Source organism: Stenotrophomonas sp. YJH_SMC_81, assembly GCF_059370875.1.
In genome coordinates this window covers 767,531-782,258 of sequence record NZ_JCAFUB010000001.1, presented here as the reverse complement: position 1 = coordinate 782,258, position 14,728 = coordinate 767,531, and the positions used below count along the sequence as shown (strand labels likewise).

10 protein-coding genes are annotated in these 14,728 nt (G+C 67.8%); 9 read left to right on the top strand and 1 reads right to left on the bottom strand.

The features are described from left to right. The first annotated feature begins 289 nt into the window (after positions 1–289). From AC5P8U_RS03545 to AC5P8U_RS03505, 9 genes are all read left to right on the top strand, one after another. Positions 290–709: a DUF2946 domain-containing protein gene (locus tag AC5P8U_RS03545; RefSeq protein WP_227837929.1), complete on the top strand. Its 420-nt coding sequence runs from the start codon at positions 290–292 to the stop codon at positions 707–709. 72 nt (positions 710–781) lie between these two features. Beyond that, on the top strand, positions 782–2,845 hold the full coding sequence (locus AC5P8U_RS03540) for a TonB-dependent copper receptor (RefSeq protein ID WP_495213896.1): 2,064 nt from the start codon (positions 782–784) through the stop codon (positions 2,843–2,845). Between the two features lie 273 nt (positions 2,846–3,118). Next, a complete protein-coding gene (locus AC5P8U_RS03535) occupies positions 3,119–4,225 on the top strand; it encodes an efflux RND transporter periplasmic adaptor subunit (RefSeq protein ID WP_111128032.1) in 1,107 nt (368 codons plus the stop codon). Then, positions 4,222–7,347: an efflux RND transporter permease subunit gene (locus AC5P8U_RS03530; RefSeq protein WP_005418827.1), complete on the top strand. Its 3,126-nt coding sequence runs from the start codon at positions 4,222–4,224 to the stop codon at positions 7,345–7,347. Before AC5P8U_RS03535 ends, AC5P8U_RS03530 begins: the two co-directional genes overlap by 4 nt. Then, positions 7,340–7,924, top strand: coding sequence for a GNAT family N-acetyltransferase (locus AC5P8U_RS03525; RefSeq protein WP_353080592.1), 585 nt, complete (start codon positions 7,340–7,342; stop codon positions 7,922–7,924). Before AC5P8U_RS03530 ends, AC5P8U_RS03525 begins: the two co-directional genes overlap by 8 nt. Before the next feature lie 180 nt (positions 7,925–8,104). Further along, a complete protein-coding gene (locus tag AC5P8U_RS03520; RefSeq protein ID WP_049438457.1) occupies positions 8,105–9,613 on the top strand; it encodes an alanine/glycine:cation symporter family protein in 1,509 nt (502 codons plus the stop codon). Continuing rightward, the gene (locus tag AC5P8U_RS03515) at positions 9,614–10,447 is read left to right on the top strand and encodes a TrmH family RNA methyltransferase (protein WP_334271961.1); all 834 of its coding nucleotides are present in this window, start codon (positions 9,614–9,616) and stop codon (positions 10,445–10,447) included. Positions 10,448–10,613: 166 nt separating this feature from the next. Next, on the top strand, positions 10,614–11,600 hold the full coding sequence (locus tag AC5P8U_RS03510) for a hypothetical protein (protein WP_495213893.1): 987 nt from the start codon (positions 10,614–10,616) through the stop codon (positions 11,598–11,600). 10 nt (positions 11,601–11,610) lie between these two features. Then, on the top strand, positions 11,611–13,062 hold the full coding sequence (locus tag AC5P8U_RS03505) for an alanine/glycine:cation symporter family protein (RefSeq protein WP_072167630.1): 1,452 nt from the start codon (positions 11,611–11,613) through the stop codon (positions 13,060–13,062). A gap of 126 nt (positions 13,063–13,188) precedes the next feature. Here the strand turns inward: AC5P8U_RS03505 and AC5P8U_RS03500 are convergent, their stop codons facing one another. Continuing rightward, a complete protein-coding gene (locus AC5P8U_RS03500) occupies positions 13,189–14,610 on the bottom strand; it encodes a M28 family peptidase (protein ID WP_334271963.1) in 1,422 nt (473 codons plus the stop codon). Positions 14,611–14,728 lie beyond the last annotated feature (118 nt).

The window sequence follows — 14,728 nt, the reverse complement described above, 5'->3', positions numbered from 1 at the left end:
GCGGCGACCGAGCTTACATGGGTGAGGGCGCTTTGCTTGCGAAGCACTGCTTCGCAAGCGCCCGAACGCACAGCCGCCAGCGGCTGGGCCGGGCCCCGGAGGGGTACTTGCAGCGCCCCCCGCAACCGGACCCACCCCGCCCACCCACAGGAAGCCAGCTTTTGATGTTGCTTCGGCTGTTGCTGTTGCTCCAGCTAGCAGCAGGTGCAGGGCGCAGCCCTGCCGATAAACCCCCTCCTGCGACGGTTCGTCGCACGGGCAACCCGGGACCCGGCTCTACACTAGCAGGGTGACCCGCCTGTCCCGCCCGCAGCGCCTCCTGCTCCAGCTCGCCGTCCTGGCGACGCTGCTGATGGTGCTTGCGCCACTGGTCAGCCGCGCGCTGCAGGCGCCGCCGATAGACCACGCGGCGATGGCAGGCATGGACCACGCGCACATGCACCACGACGCTGCCGTATTGGGTCCGAGCCCTTTGCACGGGCAACGGAGTCCGACCCCACCGGCCGACCCCCACGCCATGCATGGCGAAGCCTGCGAATACTGCGTGCTGGCCATGCGCCTGCTGCCGTGGCTGGCGGTATTGGTGCTGCTGTTGCCGCTGCTGTGGCGGCCGCGGCTGGTATTCCCGTGGTCACAGCAGGTACTGCCGGCACCGCGCTGGCCGGCACACGCCGCGCGTGGGCCACCTCGCGCCTCCATCGTCCGCTGATTTTCCTGTCGAATCTGCCGCACGACGCCTGACCGGGCGCCGTGCGCGCGTGCGTACCTTGGAGCTGTTCCGATGAAAATGACTTCCCGCCCCGCGGGCGCCTGCGTGCGCCTGCCGGTTGCCCTTGGCCTGGCCGTGGCTGCAACGCTGGTCCACGCCGCGCCTGCCGAAGAGGCGCGCACTCTCGATACGGTGGTGGTCACCGCCACCGCGCCTTCGTCGCCACTGCACTGGGTGACCGATCCACGCCTGCCGCGGCAGCCGGTTCCGGCCAGTGACGGCGCCGATTACCTGAAGACCGTTCCTGGCTTCTCGGCCATCCGCAACGGCGGCACCAACGGTGACCCGGTGCTGCGCGGCATGTTGGGTTCGCGCCTGAACATCCTCAGCAATGACGGCAACCTGATCGGCGCCTGCCCCTCGCGCATGGACAACCCGCTGTCCTACATCGCACCGGAGAGCTTCGACCGCCTGACCATCATCAAGGGCCCGCAGAGCGTGCGCTGGGGGGCAGGTGCCTCGGCCGGCACCGTGCGCTTCGAACGCGATACACCGCGCTTCGAGGAACCGGGCCTGCGTGCCGATGCCAGCGCGCTGGTCGGTTCGCGCAACCGCAACGACCAGGTGCTGGACCTGACCCTGGGCAACCCGGCCGGCTATGTGCGCGCCAGCGGCAACCGTTCCGAAGCCGATGACTACAAGGACGGCAACGGCGATGTGGTGCCATCGAAGTGGCGCAAGTGGAACGGTGACGTGGCGATCGGCTGGACGCCGGATGCCGACACGCTGCTGGAAATTTCTGCCGGTGCCGGCGATGCGATCGCACGCTACGCGGGGCGCGGCATGGACGGTGCCGCGTTCGAACGCACCAGCTACGCCGCGCGCTTCGAGAAGCGCAATCTGCCGGGTGCGTGGGACACGCTGCAGGCCAACGTGTACTACAACGAGGCCGACCACGTGATGGACAACTACACGCTGCGCACGCCGAATCCCAACAGCATGATGCCGATGCCGATGGCGTCGAACGTGGACCGCCGCACCCAGGGCGGCCGGGTCAGTTCCGAGTGGCGCTGGCAGGACGTGCAACTGGTGGCGGGCATGGATGGCGAGGACAGCCGCCATCGTGGCCGCATGGGCATGGGCCGCGACACCTACCGCCAGGCCGTCTGGGAGACCGATGCCAACTTCCGCCGCTATGGCGTGTTCACCGAGTTGACCCTCGGCGCCGGCACCGACCAGCGCTGGATCAGCGGGCTGCGCATCGATCGCGCCAGCGTGCGTGATGAGCGGCAGTCCATCCGTGGAATGATGGGCAGCCGGCCCAACCCAACGGCCGGCGAGAAGCGCAAGGCGTGGCTCGGCAGTGGCTTCCTGCGCTATGAGCAGGACCTGGCCGACGGCCTGACCTGGTATGCAGGCCTCGGCCACAGCGAGCGCATGCCCGACTACTGGGAGCTGTTCTCGCCCAACCACGGCCCGGCCGGCGCAGTGAACGCGTTTGCCGGCATCCAGCCCGAGCGCACCACCCAGCTCGACATGGGCCTGCAGTACAAGGGACCGCGCGTGCAGGCCTGGGTTTCGGCCTATGCCGGGCAGATCCAGGACTACATCCTGTTCACCTACCACGGCAGCGGCATGATGGGCATGAGCCAGGCCAGCAACGTCGAGGCGCGCATTGCCGGTGCCGAGGCCGGGTTGGAAGCGAGCCTGACCGAGCAGTGGAGGCTGGGCGGCACGCTGGCCTATGCCTGGGGAGAGAACCGCGACCAGCAGCGTCCGCTGCCGCAGATGCCGCCGCTGGAAGCGCGCCTGAGTGCGAACTGGGAGGGCCAGCGCTGGAGTGCCGGCGCATTGCTGCGCGCGGTGACCCATCAGCATCGTGTCGCAGATGGACAGGGCAACGTGGTCGCGCAGGACCTCGGGCCGAGCGCCGGGTTTGCCACCTTCGCGCTCAATGCCGCGTACCGTTTCAGTTCGCAGCTGCAGCTCAGCGCCGGCGTCGACAACCTGTTCGACCGCGCCTACAGCGAGCACCTGAACCTGGCCGGCAGCGCCGACTTCGGCTTCCCGGCCGACCCGGTGCGCTTCAACGAGCCGGGGCGCAGCGCGTGGATGAAGTTGAACTACCGGTATTGATCCGCCGGGCATAAAAAAACGGGGCCGGATCCCCGCCAGGATCCGTCCCCGCCCGACGCCCTCGGTCGGGCAGGTTCGACTCTACGATGACGGCCGCGGTGGTGCACCACTGGATACACCCCGACACACGCCGACACCGCCCATGGCAGCCTTGCACGGAACGGGTTCAAGGCGCTATCGCAGCCTTGGTTCCACGCCGGTAAACGCTTGGCACATACCGCTTTTATGGGCACTTGCCTACACTCGGCGGCCGTGGATCAATCAGGACCGTTCATGTTGGCTCGTATCGCTTCGACCCTGGCCCTCGGCCTCAGCCTGGCCGTGCTGGCCGGGTGCGCAGGCAAACAGGAGGCCGCCGCACGTCGGCAGGGCGAAGCGGTGCCGGTCACTGCGCAGGTCGTGCAGCCCACGCAGTGGAACGACACCCTGCAGGCACTGGGCACGGCCAAGGCGCGCGAGTCGATCAGCGTCACTGCCAAAGTCAGCGAGATCGTCGAGAAAGTGCACTTCGAGAGCGGCCAGCACATTGCTGCCGGTGCGCCGATCGTGACGCTGCGCGGGCAGGCCCAGGAAGCCGCATTGGTGCAGGCGCAGGCCACTTTCCATGAAGCCGATCAGCTGTACAAGCGCCAGCGCGAACTGGCCGCCCAGCGGCTGGTGTCCAGCGCCACGCTGGATACGCAGAAGTCGATCCGCGACGCCGCCGAGGCGCGCGTGATGCAGATGCAGGCAGACATTGGCGACCGCCGCGTGCGTGCGCCCTTTGCCGGTGTGCTTGGCATCCGCCAGGTCAGTCCGGGATCGCTGCTGACCCCGACCACGGTCATCGCCACGCTCGACGACATCGAGCACATGCATGTCGATTTCCAGGTGCCGGAAGTGGAGCTGGCTGCGCTGGGCGTTGGTGACAAGGTCAGTGCCACCAGCGTGGCCTGGCCGGGTCGCACCTTCGAGGGCGTGGTCAGCACCATCGATGCGCGCATCGATCCGGCCACCCGTGCGGTGACCGTGCGCGCCGATTTCGCCAATGGCGACCACGCATTGCGCCCGGGCATGCTGCTGGACGTGCGCCTGTTCCGCCCCGAGCGCCCGGCGCTGGTGGTCCCGGAAATCGCCGTGGTACAGGTCGGCCGCGATACCTTCGTGTACCGCATCAAGGCCGACGACAGCGTCGAGCGGGTGGACGTGGTCACCGGCGCGCGCCGTGCCGGCGTGGTCGAGATCCGGCAGGGCCTGGAAGCAGGCCAGCGCATCGTGGTCGATGGCACCGGCAAGCTGCGCCCGGGCCTGAAGGTCGCTGCGAAGGACGCCGCACCGGCCTCTGGCGCCAAACCGGCTGACGCGCCGGCGCCGGTCGCGACCGAGGGCCACGGCGGATGAAGCTGTCCGACATCTCCATCCAGCGGCCGGTGTTCGCCGTGGTGATGAGCCTGTTGCTGCTGGTGCTGGGCGTGATGTCCTTCACCCGCCTGACCCTGCGCGAACTGCCCGCCATCGACCCTCCGATCGTTTCGGTGTCGGTGGACTACACCGGCGCGTCGGCGGCGGTCATCGAAAGCCGCATCACCCAGGTGCTGGAAGATGCGCTGGCTGGCATCGAAGGCATCGATACGATCAACGCGCGCAGCACCAACGGCCGCTCGCAGGTCAGCATCGAGTTCACCTCCAACCGTGATATCGAAGCAGCGGCCAACGACGTGCGCGATGCGGTCAGCCGCGTCGCCGACCGCATGCCGGAAGAGGCGCGGCCACCAGAGATTGCCAAGGTCGAGAGCGATGCCGACCCGATCATCTGGTTCAACATGGTGTCCTCGACCATGGACACGCTGGAGCTGAGCGACTACGCCGACCGCTACGTGGTCGATCGTTTCTCCAGCCTCGATGGCGTGGCCCAGGTCCGCATCGGCGGCCGCCAGCGCTATGCGATGCGGATCTGGCTGGACCGTGACCAGCTGGCCGCGCGCGGGCTGACCACCGGCGACGTGGAAACCGCACTGCGCAACGAGAACGTGGAGCTGCCGGCCGGCCGCATCGAGTCGACCGACCGCGATTTCACCCTGCGCGTGGAACGCAACTACATCAAGCCCGAGGATTTCGCGACCATCCCGCTGGGCAAGGGCCGCGACGGCTACGTGGTGCGCATGGGCGACGTGGCGAAGATCGAGCTGGCCTCGGCCGAACGCCGCGCGTACTACCGCAGCAACGGCGAGCCCGGCATCGGCCTGGGCATCGTCAAGACCTCCACCGCCAACTCGCTGGACGTGGCACGCACGGCGCGCGCTGAGGCCGAGCGGGTGGCGCTGACCCTGCCCAAGGGCACGCAGATCTTCGTCGCCTTCGACAACACCACCTTCATCGAAGCTGCAGTGGACCGCGTCTACGCCACCCTGGTGGAAGCGATGATCCTGGTGCTGGCGGTGATCTGGCTGTTCCTGGGCAGCTTCCGCGCCGCGTTGATTCCGGCGGTGACGGTGCCGGTCTGCCTGGTGGCGGCGTTCATCGCGCTGTATGCGTTCGACTTCTCGATCAACCTGCTGACCCTGCTGGCGCTGGTGCTGTGCATCGGCCTGGTGGTGGACGATGCGATCGTGGTGGTGGAGAACGTGCAGCGCCGCATCGACCTGGGCGAGCCACCGCTGGTGGCGTCCAAGCGCGGCACTGCGCAGGTCGCCTTCGCGGTGATCGCCACCACCGCCGTGCTGGTGGCGGTGTTCCTGCCGGTCGGCTTCCTGGAGGGCAACACCGGGCGACTGTTCCGCGAATTGGCCGTGGCGCTGGCCGCCGCGGTGGCGTTGTCCGCGTTCGTTGCGCTCACGCTGACGCCGATGATGGCTTCCAAGCTGCTCAAGCCGCATACCGGGCAGGCCCCGCGGGGCCTGCACGGCTTCATCAACCGCAACCTGGAACGCCTTGCGGGTGCCTATGGGCGAGTGCTCGATCACCACGTCGACCGCACCTGGATCTACCTGCTGGTGATGGTGGCTGCGCTGGCCGCCAGCTGGGGCCTGCTCAAGCTGCTGCCGTCGGAACTGGCGCCAGCCGAAGACCGTGGTTCGTTCCAGATCATGATCGACGGCCCGGAAGGCGCCGGCTACGACTACACCGTGCAGCAGGTGCAGCAGGTGGAAGCGCTGCTGGCACCGCATGTCGGCCCGGACAAGCCGATCGTGCGTGCCAACCCCCGCGTGCCGGGCGGCTGGGGCGCCAGCGAGGAAATGCATACCGGCCGCGTCAGCATCTTCCTGCAGCCGTGGCGCCAGCGCAGCGAGGGTACGCCCGAAGTCGCCAACGAACTGCAGAAGGAACTGGATACCATCCGCGGCGTGCGCGTACGCACGCAGGTGGGTGGTGGCCTGGTGCGCAGCGGCGGCCAACCGTTCCAGATCGTGCTGGGCGGTCCGGAATATGCCGAGATCGCGCAGTGGCGCGACCGCATCCTGCTGCGCATGGCCGACAATCCCGGCCTGGTCGGCCCCGATTCCGATTACAAGGAAACCCGGCCGCAGATGCGGGTGAACATTGACCGCCAGCGTGCGGCCGATCTCGGCGTGCCGGTCACCGCGATCGGTTCGGCGCTGGAAACCATGATGGGCTCGCGTCGCGTCACCACCTTCGTCGACAACGGCGAGGAGTACGACGTGCTGGTGCAGGCCGGTCGCGATGGTCGCGCCAGCCCGGCCGACCTGGCCGCGATCCGCGTCCGCGCCAACTCCGGCGAGCTGGTGCCGCTGTCCAACCTGGTCACGTTGAGTGAAGTGGCCGAGGCCGGCACCCTGAACCGCTTCAACCGACTGCGCTCGATCACCATCAGTGCCGGCCTGGCGCCGGGCTATCCGCTGGGCGAGGCCATCGCCTGGGCACAGAACGTCGCCCAGGAAGAGCTGCCGCAGTACGCGCAGGTGAACTGGAAGGGCGAATCGCGCGAGTACCAGAGCGCCGGCGGCGCGGTGCTGCTGACCTTCGCGATGGCGCTGCTGGTGGTGTACCTGGTGCTGGCCGCGCAGTTCGAGAGCTTCATCCATCCGCTCACCATCATGCTGACCGTGCCGCTGGGCGTGCTCGGCGCGCTGGTCGGGTTGTGGGTGAGTGGCGGTACGGTGAACCTGTTCAGCCAGATCGGCATCGTGATGCTGGTCGGCCTTGCCGCGAAGAACGGCATCCTCATCGTCGAATTCGCCAACCAGCTGCGCGACGATGGGCGCAGCGTGCGCGAGGCGATCATCGAGTCGGCGATGGTGCGCCTGCGCCCGATCCTGATGACCTCGATCGCCACCGTGGTCGGCGCGATCCCGCTGGTGGTCGCCGGGGGGCCTGGTTCGGCCAGCCGTGGCACGATCGGCATCGTGATCATTTTCGGCGTGACTCTTTCGACGTTCCTGTCGCTGTTCGTGGTGCCGGCGTTCTACGCGCGGCTGGCGCCGTACACTCGTTCGCCGGAAGCGGTGAAGCGCGAGCTGGAGAAGCAGGAAGCCGAGTCGCCCTCGGTAGGCGGTCATGCCTGACCGGTACGCCGGCGGGGTCGGATCCCTTTCCCAAAGGGAAAGGGCTCTGACCCCAGACCTGCAAGGCGACGGCTTCCAGCTGCGCCCCTGGCGCCCGAACGACCTGGACTCCCTGCTGCGCCACGCCAACGACGCCGAGGTATCGCGCGGTCTGCGCGACCGCTTCCCTTACCCGTACACGCGCGGGGATGGCGAGGCCTTCCTCGCCGGCCGCGTGCTGGCTCCCGACACCCTGAACCTGGCCATCGAGATCGACGGCCAGGCCTGCGGCAGCGTCGGTGCCCAACAGGGCGTGGCCGAGCGTGGGCATACCGCCGAACTGGGTTACTGGCTGGGCCGGGCCTATTGGGGGCAGGGCCTGATGACCCGCGTGGTCGGCCTGTTCGCCCCGTGGGTGATGGATGAGCTGCGCCTGTTCAGGTTGCAGGCCACCGTGGTCGACTTCAACCTCGGCTCGGCCCGGGTGCTGGAGAAGAACGGCTTCCAGGAAGAGGGCGTGGAACGTTGCGCGGTCTACAAGCGCGGCGTGTTGCACGACCTGCGCCGTTTTGCCCGGGTACGCACGCAGCTGCCCTGAACACGCGGGCTGGCCGCTGTAGAGCCGAGCCCATGCTCGGCTGCCCTCGGGAGCCCAAGCCGAGCATGGGCTCGGCTCTGCAAAACAGCGCTACCGCAGCGGCCTGCGATCAGGGAGAATCGACCGGTCCCCTCCAGCCGACGGGACGTCCTTACAACCCGCCGACTGGAGAGAGCGCGCGTGGAAGCAACCGTACACTTCATCAACAGCATCATCTGGAGCAAGGCACTGATCTTCGTGTGCCTGGGCGCCGGCCTGTTCTTCAGCCTGCGCACCCGCTTCATGCAGATCCGTGGCTTCTTCGAGATGTGCCGCCTCACCGTCAGGGGTGAGAAATCCGACGCCGGCGTGTCCTCGTTCCAGGCGCTGGCCATGTCGATGGCCGGCCGCATGGGCATCGGCAACATCGCTGGCGTGGCCACCGCCATCGCCTTCGGCGGTCCCGGTGCGATCTTCTGGATGTGGGTGATGGGCTTCCTTGGCGCATCCACCTCGTACGTCGAATGCACCCTGGCGCAGATCTACAAGACCAAGGACGCCGAAGGCCGCTACCGCGGTGGCCCGGCGTACTACATCGAAAAGGCCATGGGCCTGAAGTGGTATGCGCTGGCCTTCGCCATCGCCACGATCATCGCCGCAGGCTTCCTGATGCCGGGCGTGCAGGCCAACGCCATCGCCGACAGCATCATCAACGCCTGCCGTGGCACCGCGCTGTGCGGTCCGCTCGATGGCCAGGCCTTCGGCATGGAATCGGTGCAGGCGCTGAAGCTGGGGATCGGCATCGTGGTGGCGCTGCTGCTGGGCGTGGTGATCTTCGGTGGCGTCAAGCGCATCGCCAACTTCGCCGAAGTGGTGGTGCCGTTCATGGCCGCCGGTTTCATCCTGATGGCCATCATCATCATGATCATCAACTACGACCGCGTGCCGGAAATGTTCGGCATCATCTTCAAGAGTGCCTTCGGCACGCATGCCGCATTCGGCGCCATGATGGGCCTGGCGGTGGAGTGGGGCATCAAGCGCGGCATCTACGCCAACGAAGCCGGCCAGGGCTCGGGCCCGCACGCGGCGGCTGCCTCGGAAGTCTCGCACCCGGCCAAGCAGGGCTACGTGCAGGCCTTCGCGATCTACTTCGACACCATGATGGTGTGCACCGCCACCGCGTTCCTGATCCTGGCCAGCGGCACCTACAACGTGTACTCGCCGGTGGAGGGTGCCGCGCCGATCTTCCAGGGCCTGGCCGGTATTCCCGAAGGCGCCGGTTACGCCCAGGCCGGCGTGGAAGCGGTGCTGCCGGGCTGGGGTTCGGCGTTCGTATCGGTGGCCATCTTCTTCTTCGCCTTCACCACCATCATGGCGTACTACTACATGGCCGAGACCAACCTCAGCTATGTGAACCACAACAGGAAGCGGCCGCTGACCGTGCTGCTGCTGCGCCTGGGCATCATCGGCATGGTGGTGTTCGGCGCGTTCCACAATGCCACCCTGGCCTGGGCGCTGGGCGACATCGGCGTCGGCCTGATGGCCTGGCTGAACATCATCGCCATCCTCATCATCCAGAAGCCGGCGATGCTGGCCCTGCGTGACTACGAACGACAGAAGAAGCTGGGCCTGGATCCGGTGTTCGACCCTGATGCCCTGGGCATCAAGAACGCCGATTTCTGGCGCCAGCGCAAGCAGGAGAGTGTGTAAGTGAACAACCCTTGGAACAACCGCCGCCCGTCCGCCCGTCCGCCGCGCGCAACGCCGTTGCCGCGCCCGGAAGTGCCGGCAACGGGCGGTGGTGGGCGCGGTGGCAGCGATGAGCTGCGTCTGTACGGCCTGAATGCCGTGCTGGCTGCGTTCGAAGCGCGGCCGCAGGCGCTGCGCAAGCTGTACCTGCTGGAAGCACGCATCCCGCGCCTGCAGCCGCTGTTGAAGTGGTGCGTGGCCAACCGCGTGGGCTACCGCGTGGTTGAAGACGGCGATCTGAACAAGCTGGCCGGCACCACCCACCACGAAGGTGTGGTGGCCGACGTGCTGCGCGCCCCGGCACTGCCGCTGGCGCAGTGGCTGCAGCAGGTCGGTGACGGCCCGGCGCTGGCGCTGTGGCTGGATGGTGTGGGCAACCCGCACAACCTCGGCGCGATCCTGCGCTCGGCCGCGCACTTCGGTGCCAAGGCGCTGCTGTTGCCGGCCGGCAGCACGCTGGCCCTGTCCGGCGCCGCCGCGCGCGTGGCCGAAGGCGGTGCCGAAGCGGTGCCGCTGGTGCAGCTGCCGGAGACCGCTCAGGCAATGGCGCAACTGCGCGCAGCCGGTTTCGGCCTGGCCGCGACCCTGGTCGAGGGCGGGGATGACGTGTTCCGCGCGTCCCTGCCGGAGCGGCTGGTGTACGTGATGGGCGCCGAAGGCGAGGGCATGGACCGTAGCCTGGCGGGGGCGTGCGACCTGCAGGTCTCGATTCCCGGCAGCGGCGCCGTGGAGAGCCTGAATGTGGCCTCGGCCACGGCCGTGCTGCTGGCGCAATGGGCGAGCCGTCGCGGCTGATCCGGTATCCCGGGTCGGATCCCTCGCCGCAGGCGAGGGCTCTGACCCCTTCCAAGGGTGGTAAACGCGTCAAGCGCGCATGACGTTTTGAAAGTTTCCTTATTGGTCAGCCGCTTCCGGCAACGCAGGGTGGAACTCCATCCCACGTTGTCCAGAAGAGGCTGCCATGCATCACCCACGCCGTATCCTCATCGCATTGCTGGTACTGACCAGTGTCCTTGCCAGCGGCCGTGCCGCAGCCGGCGAACGCAGCCTGGACGGCGTCAACTTCACCGGTCCGCTGATCACCCCCAACCCGGCCGGCCTGCCGCAGGGCAACTGGTACATCGAACCCTATCTGGTGCGGGTCGACAGTCGTGATCATTTCGACGATGGCGGCCATCGCCGCCGCAGTGGGCAACGGAACGGCGCATGGGCCGCGGTGGTGCCGATCATCTACGGCTTCAGCGACCGGGTGATGGGCCAGGTCAATCTCAGTGCATCGCGCGCCGAACAGGGCAGCGCACGCAGCAGCGGTTTCCGCGCTGGCGATACCACCGCGCGCCTGCAGTACCTGCTGCAGGCGCCCAACGCCGATGGCACGCGCCCGGCCATCTCGGTCGCGCTGGTGCAGCGCTTCAGCACCGGCAGCCATGACCGCATCACCGGCAATCCACTCGATGCGCAGCGCGACGGCGTGCAGCGCACCACCGCCGCGCTGGGCATGCAGCAGGTGGTGTGGCTGGGCAACGAGCGTCCGCTGCGCTGGCGTGCCCAGCTCAGCGCCGGGCCGGCGCCGTCGCGCACGGCGATTTCCGGGGCCAGCGTTTACGGCACCGATGACAGCTTCCAGGGCCACATCTCCCGCGGCTCGGTGCTGGGCCTGTCGGTGGGTGCCGAGTACAGCTTCAACTCGCGCTGGGTAGGTGTGATGGAAGTAGCCGCCAGCCGTGAGACCGGACAGCGCCTGAGTGGATTCGCGCGCAACGCAAGCGGTGCCTTCGAGCGTATCGACGAACATCGCCCGGCCAGCCGCAGCGTCACCCTGGCGCCGGCCGTGGAGTACCACTTCAGCCCGACGCTGGGCCTGATCGCCGGCGTGGAGTTCAGCGTGGCGGGCCGCAACACCAGTCGAATCGTCAGCCCCCAGGTTGCCCTGGGCATGTTCTTCTGAGGGGCCGCCGATGAACATCGAATCCATCGTCAACACGATCCTCGGCGTCGTCTGGAGCCCCTACCTGGTGGTGCTGTGCCTGCTCGCCGGCCTGTACTTCAGCGTGCGCACACGCTTCATCCAGTTGCGTGCATTGCCGGACATGCTGCGCCTGATGTTCCGCCATGAGCGCTCCGATGCCGGCGTCTCACCGTTCCAGGCGTTGTCCATTTCGCTGTCCAGCCGCGTGGGCGTCGGCAACATCGCCGGCGTCGCCATGGCCATCGCCTTCGGCGGCCCCGGCGCGATCTTCTGGATGTGGATCGTCGCCTTCCTCGGCGCGTCCAGTGCTTTCATCGAATCCACGCTCGCGCAGATCTACAAGGATCGAGACGGCAAAGGGCAGTACCGGGGCGGCCCGGCGTACTACATCGAGAAAGGCCTCGGCCAACGCTGGTATGCAGTGCTGTTCGCACTGGTGACGGTGCTGGCGGGCGCGATGCTGGCCGGCACCCAGTCCAATGCGATCACCAGTGCGGTGAACGAAGCCTGGGACGTACCGGTGATGACCACCACCGCGGTTCTGCTGGTGGTGCTGGGCGCCATCCTCATCGGCGGTGTGCGGCGCATTGCGCGCGTGGCCGAATGGGTGGTGCCGCTGATGGCCGTGGCCTACCTGCTGGTCACGGCGCTGGTGATGGTGCTGAACGCGGAGAAGGTGCCGGAGGTGATCATGCTGGTGCTGCGCAGTGCATTCGGCGTGGATGCAGCGTTCGGCGCGATGATCGGTACTGCCATCCAGTGGGGCGTGCGCCGCGGCGTGCTGTCCAACGAGGCCGGTATGGGCAGTGGCGCGCATCCGGCCGCTGCCGCGGAAGTCTCGCATCCGGTCAAGCAGGGCCTGGTGCAGTCGTTCTCGGTCTACATCGACACGATGGTGGTGTGCAGTGCCACGGCCTTCCTGATCCTCTCCACGGGCCTGTACAACGTCTACGACCCGGCAGTGAACGGCATTCCGGATGAGACGCGCCTGCTGCTGGGCAATCTGCCGGGCGTCGAGGCCGGGCCACGCTTCGTGCAGCATGCGGTGGAATCGGCATTGCCGGGCTTCGGCCGTTCATTCGTGGCGCTGGCGATCCTGCCGTTCGCGTTCACCACACTGCTGGCGTTGTACTACATGGCCGAGACCAATGTCAGCTATCTGTGCTGCAACCGTCCGGCACCCTGGGTGATCGGCGGCTTCCAGCTGCTGTTCCTGGCGGCAACAGGCTACTCGGCGGTGAACAGTGCAACGGTGGCCTGGTCGCTGGGTGACATCGGCGTCGGCCTGATGAGCTGGTTGAACATCATCGCCATCCTGCTGCTGCAGAAACCGGCCTTGGCGGCGCTGCGGGACTACGAACAGCATCGCCATGCCGGCAAGGATCCACTGTTCAACCCGGAACTGCTGGGCGTGCGCAACACCAGCGTGTGGGAAGGCTGACCGGATCGGGGGCGGATCCCTCGCCATGGCGAGGGGTCTGACTCACGCCATCACCCGATGGGTGCGAACCTCGGTTCGCACCGCTCGTCCCGCTGTGCTCGCCGGGCATGGCCCGGCGCAAGCGCATCATTCGCTCGGCGGTGTGGTCGCCTTGGCCTCGCTACCGAAACTGCCATCCGCTTCCGCCGCCAGGTAGGCGAACACGGTGTACGCGGCCACGTTCTGCGCCAGTGCCTTCGGGTCGATCTTGTCCAGCGTGTCGTCGGCGGTGTGGTGCAGGTGGAAGTAGTCCGAGCCATCCTGCGCCAGCCACGCCCACGCACCGCCCTTGGCGGCCAGTGGGCCGACGTCCGGGCCCGGGCCACCCTTGTCCGCCTGGTACTCGATGCCCAGCGGCTTCATCACTTCGGCAATCTGCTTCGTCGCTTCACGCGAGCCTGCCGGATTCGGCGAACCCGTATTGAAGGCGTAGATGCGGCCCGCGCCGAAGTCGCTCTCGGCGGCCAGCTGGTGCAGGGCCACGTCCTTCGCGTGCGCTTCGGCGTAGGCCTTGCCGCCGTACAGGCCCTGTTCCTCGTTGGCGAAGGCGATCACGCGGATGGTGCGCTTCGGTGCCTGCTTGAGCTGGCCGATCAGGTGGCCTGCGGCCATGGTGATGCCCACGCCCGCGCCGTCATCCACCGCGCCGGTGCCCAGGTCCCACGAATCCAGGTGACCACCGATCACCACCACTTCCTTCGGCAGGCTGCGGCCGGTGATCTCGCCGATCACGTTGTAGGAGGTGGCGGTGCCATCCCAACCGCAATCCAGTGCCATCTTCACCGTGGTGCTGCCACGCGCCAGCAGGCGGGCCAGCTGGTCGGCATCGGGCACCGACAGCGCGGCCGACGGCACTGGGGTCAGGCCGTCATCGAAACGGGTGATACCCGTGTGCGGCACGCGGTGCGAGTCGGTACCGGCCGAGCGCATCAGGAAACCGACCGCGCCCTTGCGGATCGCTTCGGACGGCCCCTTGCTGCGGATCGCACCGCCGCGGCCGTAATCGCGGCCATCGCGGAAGGGCAGCATCTGGTAATCGACGAAGGCGATCTTGCCCTTCAGCGAGCCCGCCGGTGCGGCCTGCAGCGCGGCCAGGTCGGCGAAGCGCACCACCTCGGCTTCCACGGTGCCGCCTGGGCTGCCGCCCAGTGCAGTGATCTGCAGCGGCTGCGGGTTCCTGCCGGTCACGGCGGCGTGTTCACTGCGCCGCTCCCACTTCGGGAATGTCACCGGCTCCTTCCACACCTTGTCGAAACCGAGGGCCTTGAACTTGGCTTCGGCCCAGGCCACGGCGCGGGCGTCGGCTTCGCTGCCGGCGATGCGCGGACCGATCTCGGTGGTGAGCGACTCGACAACCTTCCAGCCGGTGTCATCGGCCAGCGCCTGGTCGCGCAGCTGTGCGGCGGTGGCCAGCGACGCCGGGGGCAGGGTAGTGGTGTGCGGCGCCGCGAAGGCCGGGGCGGCCAGCAGGGCGAGGGAGGATGCGATGGCAAGGACGCGGCGACGCATGGACAACTCCGGGAAGGGACCTAAGCCTTGGAGCTTAACAGTCGTTCAGCCCGGCGCATGGGCGGGAGGTCATGGCTGGCGCGAACGCTGTTTTCCGCCATGACCGGCAAAGCGAAAG